Origin of the sequence: Microbacterium sp. B19 (assembly GCF_000333395.1) — a bacterium.
Taxonomy (GTDB): Bacteria; Actinomycetota; Actinomycetes; order Actinomycetales; family Microbacteriaceae; genus Microbacterium.
Genome location: NZ_BADA01000515.1, coordinates 1 through 8,558 on the forward strand (window position 1 = coordinate 1; position 8,558 = coordinate 8,558).

General features: G+C 72.1%; 8 protein-coding genes. 5 read left to right on the top strand and 3 right to left on the bottom strand.

Going from position 1 to position 8,558, the window contains the following annotated elements; translation table 11 throughout:
• The coding region (locus I5G_RS23360) for a homoserine O-acetyltransferase (protein WP_022880248.1) at positions 1-1,277 on the bottom strand (1,277 nt) is incomplete at its 3' end.
• Positions 1,278-1,372: 95 nt separating this feature from the next.
• Here I5G_RS23360 and I5G_RS17675 point away from each other — a divergent pair.
• Positions 1,373-2,077 (top strand): SDR family NAD(P)-dependent oxidoreductase, encoded by a 705-nt coding sequence (locus I5G_RS17675; RefSeq protein WP_022880249.1) that lies wholly within the window; start codon positions 1,373-1,375, stop codon positions 2,075-2,077.
• A 388-nt stretch (positions 2,078-2,465) separates the two neighbouring features.
• Here I5G_RS17675 and I5G_RS17680 read toward each other — a convergent pair whose 3' ends face one another.
• Complete coding sequence (locus I5G_RS17680; RefSeq protein ID WP_022880250.1) at positions 2,466-3,788, bottom strand: bifunctional o-acetylhomoserine/o-acetylserine sulfhydrylase; 1,323 nt, start codon at positions 3,786-3,788, stop codon at positions 2,466-2,468.
• A gap of 148 nt (positions 3,789-3,936) precedes the next feature.
• On the opposite strand from I5G_RS17680, the gene I5G_RS17685 reads away from it, so the two are divergent.
• Both I5G_RS17685 and I5G_RS24170 read left to right on the top strand, forming a co-directional pair.
• Positions 3,937-4,719, top strand: a complete 783-nt coding sequence (locus I5G_RS17685; RefSeq protein WP_022880251.1) for an SDR family oxidoreductase — start codon at positions 3,937-3,939, stop codon at positions 4,717-4,719.
• Positions 4,720-4,833: 114 nt separating this feature from the next.
• Positions 4,834-5,823, top strand: a complete 990-nt coding sequence (locus I5G_RS24170) for a hypothetical protein (protein ID WP_148286540.1) — start codon at positions 4,834-4,836, stop codon at positions 5,821-5,823.
• 24 nt (positions 5,824-5,847) lie between these two features.
• Here I5G_RS24170 and I5G_RS17695 read toward each other — a convergent pair whose 3' ends face one another.
• On the bottom strand, positions 5,848-7,335 hold the full coding sequence (locus I5G_RS17695) for an MFS transporter (RefSeq protein ID WP_022880253.1): 1,488 nt from the start codon (positions 7,333-7,335) through the stop codon (positions 5,848-5,850).
• Between the two features lie 66 nt (positions 7,336-7,401).
• On the opposite strand from I5G_RS17695, the gene I5G_RS17700 reads away from it, so the two are divergent.
• Positions 7,402-7,899 carry a phosphoribosyltransferase gene (locus I5G_RS17700; RefSeq protein WP_022880254.1) on the top strand — a complete coding sequence of 166 codons (498 nt, stop codon included), beginning with the start codon at positions 7,402-7,404 and terminating at the stop codon, positions 7,897-7,899.
• Positions 7,896-8,558 (top strand): uracil-DNA glycosylase (locus I5G_RS17705; protein ID WP_022880255.1); only part of this gene is annotated, 663 nt, incomplete at its 3' end. The genes I5G_RS17700 and I5G_RS17705, both read left to right, overlap by 4 nt.

Here is an 8,558-nt window from a genome sequence, read left to right on the forward strand (position 1 = left end):
TCCTCGTGTTCACCGTCTGGAGCTTCGTCCTCGGGTACGGCGCCGCCGACGTTCAGAGAATCGCGCTCGATGACCCCGATGCATTCGTGTTCACGTTGGCGGCGCGATACGTGGCCCCCGTTTGGGCGTCCATCATGCAGGTACTGCTCGTCACGAGCTTCTTCGCCGCTCTTCTCGCCTTCCAGAACACGGTCGCCCGGTACCTCCGTTCGCTTGCAACCGAGCAGTGGGCCCCCGCCCCGCTGGCTCGTACCCAGCGTCGTGGCCGTGACGCGACGCAGGGCGTCCTCGACGCCGTCGCGATCGCGCCCGACGTCGTGGGAGTTCATCGCTTCGGCGAGCGTGAGGTAGCTGTTGGCGTCGAAGCGGCGGGTGAACTTGTTCCCGTGGAAGTCGAGGTACGACTCCACCGCGAAGCGGCCCCCGTGCCCGAGCGGACTCACGCCCGACTGCCACGATCGCTGGAACCGTTGATTGAGCTCGGTGGGGCTGCGGTAGCTCAGCATCGCCATGCGTCGGGCGAGGGCGAGCCCGCGGTGCGGTCCGTCGCCGTCACCGGCGTCGTAGAACGCCCCGCCCGCGAAGCGCGGGTCCATCCGGATCGTGTCGGCCTGCACGGTGTTGAGGGCGATCTGGTCGGCCGTCGTGATCGGCGGGGAGGAGAGGATCGCGGCGCGCTCGACCCGGTCGGGGTGCCCGACCGCCCACTCCAGGGCGTGCATGCCGCCCATGGATCCGCCGATGACCGCGGCCCAGCGGTCGATCCCGAGGGCGTCGGCCAGCAGCGCCTGCGCACTCACCTGGTCGCGGATCGTCAGGTACGGGAACCGCGAGGCCCACTCGTAGCCGTCGGGCGCGATGCTCGCCGGTCCCGTCGAGCCCTGGCATCCCCCCAGCATGTTCGGGGCGATCACGAACCAGCGGTCGGTGTCGATCGCGGCGCCGGAGCCGACGAGTTCGCTCCACCAGCCGGCGGTCGGGTGCCCCGGACCCGCCGAGCCGCGCACGTGGCTGTCGCCGGTGAGCGCGTGGAGGACCAGGACCGCGTTGTCGCGGGCGGGGGAGAGCTCGCCCCACGTCTCGTACGCCAGGCGGAAGCCGGGCAGGCGCTCGCCGTTCTCGGTGCGGAACTCGCCGAACGCCGCGAAGCGCCGGTCTCCGACCGGGTCGCCGTCGCGCCACGCGCCGGTCGCCGGCGGCCGCCCGAGGAGGGACCGGGCGTCGGCCTCCGTGATCGGCGCCGACGGCACCGTGTCTTCGGAGATCTGCCAGTCCATGGCATCCATTCTCCCGGGTCGCGTCGCCCGCGAAGCGACTGTTACGGGCTTGTCCAGCCCCGGTTCGCGGCGCGCCGTGTCGGCATGATCGGGGCATGGCGAACTTCCTCCTCATCGCGGCCTCGAGCGACATCGGCGGCGCGACGGCCCGACGCCTGCGCGACGCGGGCCATCGGGTGATCACGACCGCCCGGGATACGTCGGTGATCGAGCCGGACGTGATCCTGGATGCCACCGACTTCGACGCCGTCGACCGCGCCGTGGCCGACGTGGGGGAGCTGGACGGCATCGCGGTCTTCGCCGGCTCGATGCTGCTGAAACCCGCGCACCTGACCTCGCGCGAGCAGTACGACGGCATCGTCGCCGCGTCGCTGACGACGGCCTTCGCGGCGGTGCGAGCGGCGGGGAAGCGCATGCGCGGCGGCGGTTCCGTGGTGCTGACGTCGTCGGCCGCAGCGCTCGCGGGCCTCGCGAACCACGACGCGATCGCCGCCGCGAAGGCCGGGGTGATCGGCCTGACGCTGTCGGCAGCCGCGAGCTATGCGGGCCAGGGGCTGCGGATCAACGCCGTCGCCCCGGGACTCGTGCAGACCCGGCTGACCGAGGGCCTCACGGCGAGCGAGACGTCGCGCAGGGTGTCCGAGGCGATGCACCCGCTCGGCCGCCTCGGCGAGCCCGACGACGTCGCCCGGGCCGTGGAGTTCCTCCTCGACCCCGCCAACGCCTGGATCACGGGCCAGGTGCTGGGCGTGGACGGCGGCCTCGGCAGCCTCCGCCCGCGGCAGCGGACCTCCGTGTGAGGGGTCAATATCTGTCGCTTCGAGCACCCGATAGCGACAGATATTGACCCCTCACGCCCGTAGGGAGCAGGAGCGCCTGTGACCCGGCGCGCCGAGCCGGTGGGGAGCGGAGGACATGGGCGGGAGGGAGGAGGAATCCCGGCGTGTCCGTCCTCCCTTCGCCGAATCTCCTCCCCTCGTCCCCGGGAGCAGGCCTTCGTCCCGGGGAGCCGGCCTTCGCCCCGGTTCGCAGGCCTTCGCCCCGGGTCGCAGGCCTTCGCCCCGGGCAGGGAGGACCGTGGATGCCGTGCGGCCCGCGTCTCGCGGGGCGGTCGATGCCCCGCGCGCCGGGCGGGAACGCGACGACGCCCCGACCCGGCGGACCGGGGCGGGGCGTCGATGGGGCGCGTCAGGCGCGGGCGGCCTCGGACAGACGACGCGCGGCGGCGAGGGCCTGGTCGAGGTCGGCCTTGAGGTCGGCGATGTTCTCCAGTCCGACCGACAGGCGCACGAGGCCCGGCGTGACACCCGACGTGAGCTGCTGCTCTGGCGTGAGCTGCGAGTGGGTCGTCGAGGCCGGGTGGATGACGAGCGAGCGCACGTCGCCGATGTTGGCGAGGTGGCTGAAGAGCGTCAGCGAGTTCACGAACTCGCGACCCGCCTCCACACCGCCCTTGAGCTCGAACGACAGCACCGCGCCGACACCCTTGGGGGCGTAGTTGTTCGCGGCGGCGTACCACGGCGAGGTGGGCAGGCCCGAGTAGTTCACGCTCGCGACGTCGTCGTGCGCCTCGAGCCACTCGGCGATCTCCTGCGCGTTCTGCACGTGGCGCTCGATGCGCAGCGACAGCGTCTCGAGGCCCTGGATGAGCAGCCACGCGCTCTGCGGCGAGATGGCGGCACCCAGGTCGCGGAGCAGCTGCACGCGCGCCTTGATGATGTACGCCAGGCCGTCGCCGACGGCCGTCGTGTACGAAGCGCCGTGGTACGACGGGTCGGGCTCGGTGAGACCGGGGAACTTCTCCACGTTCTGCGACCACGCGAACTTTCCACCGTCGACGATGACGCCGCCGATGGTGGTGCCGTGTCCGCCGATGAACTTCGTGGCCGAGTGGATGACGATGTCGGCACCGTGCTCGAACGGACGGATCAGGTACGGGGTCGCGATCGTGTTGTCGACGATGAGCGGCACGCCGCTCTCGTGCGCGACGTCGGCGACCGTGCGGATGTCGAGCACGTTGATCTTCGGGTTGCCGATGGTCTCGGCGAAGAAGAGCTTCGTGTTCGGGCGGACCGCCGCACGCCACGCCTCGGGGTCGTCCTGGTTCTCGACGAACGTCGTCTCGATGCCGAGCTTGGCGAGGGTGTACTTGAACAGGTTGTACGTGCCGCCGTAGATCGAGCTCGACGAGACGATGTGGTCGCCCGCCTGCGCGATGTTCAGGACCGCGAACGTCTCCGCCGCCTGGCCGCTCGCGACCAGGAGGGCGCCGGTGCCCCCCTCCAGCGCGGCGATGCGCTGCTCGACGACGTCCTGCGTGGGGTTCTGGATGCGGGTGTAGATGTTGCCGAACTCCGCCAGCGCGAACAGGTTCGCGGCGTGGTCGGCGTTGTCGAACACGTACGACGTGGTCTGGTAGATCGGCGTCGCCCGGGCCTTGGTCACGGGGTCGGGCTGTGCGCCGGTGTGGATCTGCTTGGTCTCGAAACGCCAGTTCTCGGGTGCCGACACGGCTGCTCCTCAAGTCTTCGGGTGACCGCGACGGATGCCACGGCCTCCAGCGAGCGTAGGCACCCCCGATCTGCGCGACAACCGGCGGGACACGGGCCGTAACCTACGCGCGCGACCCGTGTCATCGGCCGCCGGTAGCGTGGATGCCATGACGAGACGTGCTGTGGTGACCGGGGCCAGTTCGGGGATCGGCGAGGCGACCGCCCGCGAGTTGCGGGCGCGCGGCTGGGACGTGGTGGGCGTGGCCCGGCGCGCGGAGCGGCTGGCGGCGCTGGAGGCCGAGACCGGCGTCGTGGCGCACGTCGCCGACCTCACCGACGGTGACGCGGTCGCGACCCTCGCCGCGTGGCTGGAGGAGACGGGCGGCGTCGACGCGCTCGTCCACGTCGCCGGTGGCGCGCGCGGCACCGACCGCGTCGAGGACGGCGACCCCGAGCAGTGGCGCTGGATGTTCGAGGCGAACGTCCTGTCGGGGCAGCGTCTCGTGGCATCCCTCCTCCCGCTCCTGCGCCGCGCGGCCGAGAGCGCGGGCCACGCCGACCTGCTGTTCGTCACGTCGACCGCCGCGCAGACCGCCTACCCCGGCGGTGCGGGCTACAACGCGGCCAAGGCCGGCGAGCACATGCTCGTCGCGGCCCTGCGCCAGGAGCTGAACGGCGAGCCGCTGCGCGTCATCGAGATCGCCCCGGGCATGGTGCGGACCGAGGAGTTCACCCTCAACCGCCTCGGGGGCGACCAGGAGGGGGCCGACAAGCTGTACGAGGGCGTCGAGGCGCCGCTCGTGGCGGAGGACGTCGCCGACGTCATCGCGTACGCGCTCGACGCTCCCGGTCACGTGAACCTCGACCTCGTGACCGTGCGGCCGGTGGCGCAGTCCGCGCAGCACCTGCTCGCGCGCGGGCCGCTGCGCGTGCGTGGCGCGGAGAGCTGAGTGGGGCCGGGCGCCGGGGCCTCCCGCCCGTTGAACGTCGACGCCTTCCTGGCGCGCCCCGGCCGCGGCGAGGTACGGCGCTTCTGGTCCGCGTTCCGTGCGGACCACCCGCGGGTGAGCGGCGTGGGATCCCGCGTGCGGCGGGCCGTCCTGCGCATCGGCGCAGCCGTCGGTGCACTCGCCACCTTCACGATGGTCTTCGGCACCGTGCGAGCGCTGAGCGGTGGCGCACAGCGGAGTCCCGAGCAGGTGATCGGCATGGTCACGGTCGGCGTGCTCGTGGTCATCGCGTTCTGCGTCCTGCTGTGGGCGGCCGTGCGCACGAGTGGACGCCGCCTGAGTCCGCGTCAGCAGTGGGCGCTGAGTCGGTTCGCCTCCGACAACGCTCTCGTCTACGCGCCTGAGCCGGTCGTCGGGGGACTGACGCCGTGGCAGCGGCGCGGGCGCCTCGTCGTCGACCGCGCGATGCGGTCGACGACGCCCGCCGGGCGCACCATCGAGTGGGCCGACTACGAGCTGCGCCGCGCCACGAGCGCCTCGACGCATACGCAGTTCGGCGGATGGATCGCGATCGGATTGCGGCGCCGGCTGCCGCACATCGTCGTGCGCGCGACGGAGCGGGGCGCGCGGATGCTGTCGACCGCCGCCGTGCCCGACGACTCGCAGCGTATGTCGCTCGAGGGCGACTTCGATCGGCACTTCACGCTCTACTGCCCGTCCGGCTACGAGCGCGATGCGCTCTACCTGTTCACCCCGGACGTCATGGCGACCGCCATCGACGACGGGGGCGGGTGGGACATCGAGATCGTCGACGACGTGCTCCTGCTGGTGCGCCCGCGAGATGTCATCACCACCGATCCGGAAGAGTGGGTGCGCCTGGTGCGCACGGCCAACGCCTTCGCCGGCCAGGTCGAGCAGTGGGAGCGGTGGCGCGACGATCGCGTCATGGTCGTCTCGACAGCCGTGACCGGGCTGGACCCCCGGGACACGGCCGTCGCCCGCCGCGGTCGACGCCTGCGGACGAGGTGGAGCCCGGCGACCTGGGTGTGGATCGCCTTCGCCGTCCTCATGGTCGCGACGATCGTCGCGGGTCGTTACCTCTGACGATCCGGTCGGGGCCGGACCGCCTCAGCCGACCGCGGGCGGGACGATCGCGTCCGACTCCGCATCGGAGAAGGCCACCTTCGGCACGAAGAACAGCAGGACCGCGGCGAAGAACCCGCCCGCCGCGCAGATCGTCCACACGGTGATGTACCCCGCGAGCGGTGCGGCGGTCGCGGCGACGGCCGCGCCCGCTCCACCCGCGAGCACCACGCCGAAGATTGCCGACGACATCGTGCCGCCGATGGTCTTGGTGGTGTTGGTGAGTGCGGATGCCACGCCGGTCTGCCCGCGTGGAGCCGCGGCCGCGGCCGCGGCCGGCATGGCCGCGACGAGCGCGCCCGAGCCGAGGCCCGCGATCGCGAGGCACAGCAGCACCTCCCACAGCTCGGTGTGGAGGGGCAGGAGCAGCAGGTAGCCCAGGCCGACCAGGGCCGCAGCCCCGATCAGGACCACGCGGGGGCTCGCGCGGCGGGACGTCACGGCGAACACGATCGCGCCGACGATGAGCGAGACGAGGTACACGCCGATGACGTTCGAGCGGTCGGTGGCATCCAATCCGAGTCCGTAGCCGAGCGAGCGGTCCGTGCCGGCGTATGTCGCGAGCGGTCCCTGGGCGCCGAGGAGACTGATACCGACGAGGAACGACGTCGCCTGCACCGGCCACATCTCGGGGCGCCGGAGGACGCGGATGTCGACGGCCGGGTCGGGGCGTCGCAGCTCGAACCGGACGAACACGACGAGCAGCACGGCTCCGACGAGGAGCAGCGGGACGATGACCGCCGGACCGGGACCGGCGGGAAGCCGCACGAACGACAGCGCGCCGGTGAGGCAGAGCAGGGCGGCGGCGAGGAGCACGAACCCGCCGATGTCGAGGCGCCGGGTGCCCGGCATCCGCTCCGACTCGGGCACGCCGAGCCAGATCACGAGCGACACGAGCGTGACGGCGATCGCGGGGATCATCAGCGACACCCGCAGATTGCCGCCGGTGGCCGCGAAGAGACGCCCGGCAGCGAGGGCGCCCGCGATCGCGCCGACCTGGAGGCCCACGACGAGGAGTCCCGCGGCCCGGCGCGTCTGGGAGACGCCCCGGCTCTGCCGCCGACCGCGGTCGAAGATGAGCGCGATCTCGAGCGGCAGCCACACGACGTAGAACCCCTGCAGCGCCCACGCGGCGAGGAACGTCGGGAACGTGTCGGCGAACACCAGCCACCAGCTCGCCGCCGCCGTCGCGAGCGCGGAGATCAGCAGGATGCGCTTGTGCCCGAACACGTCGCCGAGCTTCGCCAGCACGGGGAGGATGAGCGCCGAGAGCAGCAGCTGGGCCGCCTCGAACCAGTTGACGTCGGCGTCCCGGATGCCGAGGTGCACGACGATGTCGGGGAGGAGCGGCACGTAGTACCCCTGAAGGATGCCGCTGGCGAGCTCGACCAGCACGAACCACCCGATGAGTCCCGCGGTCACCCCGAGCGCGGACCCGCGCACCCGACCGACCGCGCCGGAGACGCGCGACATGGCGCGAGGCTAGCACCGTGCGGGGGACACCCTAGGGTGAAAGACACACGAAGAGAGGGGATCCGCGTGGCGGAGACGACGACCGACGAGCGCGAGCGACTGACCTGGGACGACTTCGGGGTCGCGACACGCGACATCTCCCGGGCGATCGTCGCCGACGGCTTCCACCCCGAGGTGGTGGTCGCGATCGCGCGCGGCGGACTGCTGCCCGGCGGTGCCATCGCCTACGGCCTCGGCGTCAAGAACTGCGGCGCCCTCAACGTGGAGTTCTACACCGGCATCGGTACGGTGCTCGACGCCCCCGAGGTGCTGCCGCCCGCGCTCGACCTGTCGTATCTCTCGGGTCGCCGCGTTCTGCTGGTCGACGACGTCGCCGACAGCGGTCGGACGCTCGACCTCGCCGTGAAGCTGCTCAACGCCCAGGGCGCCGAGGCTCGCTCGGCCGTGATCTACACCAAGCCGACCACGATCATCACGCCCGACTACGCGTGGAAGGACACGTCGCTCTGGATCGACTTCCCCTGGTCGTTCCAGGGGTCTGTCCACGAGGAAGACGCGGCGTGACGGCGAAGTCGCTCGCCGAACTCGCCGACGCGGGTCTGATCGACTCCTCGTGGGTCGAGCCGCTCGCGCCGGTGGCGGGCGACATCGCCGACATCGGGGCGCGGCTGCGCGCCGAGGGGAAGCCCTACCTGCCGGCCGGCGACCTCGTGCTGCGGGCGTTCCGGACGCCGATCGACGCCGTCCGCGTGCTCATCGTGGGTCAGGACCCCTATCCGACGCCGGGTCACCCGATCGGCCTGTCGTTCGCCGTGGACCCGCACGTGCGGCCGCTGCCCCGCAGCCTGTCGAACATCTACCGCGAGCTGTCGGACGACCTCGGTATCCCGCCCGCGCCGCACGGCGACCTCTCGACGTGGGCCGAGCAGGGCGTGATGCTGCTGAACAGGGTGCTCACCGTCGCTCCGGGCGCGCCGGCCTCGCATCGCGGCTGGGGCTGGGAACGCGTCACCGAGCACGCGATCCGCAGCCTGGTCGCGCGGGACGCGCCGCTCGTCGCCGTGCTGTGGGGGAGGGATGCCACGAACCTCACGCCGCTCCTCGGCGACACCGCGATCGTGTCGTCGGCGCATCCCTCGCCGCTCTCGGCCAGCCGCGGGTTCTTCGGCTCCCGGCCGTTCTCGCGGGTGAACGCGCTGCTCGAGGAGCAGGGCGCCGCGCCC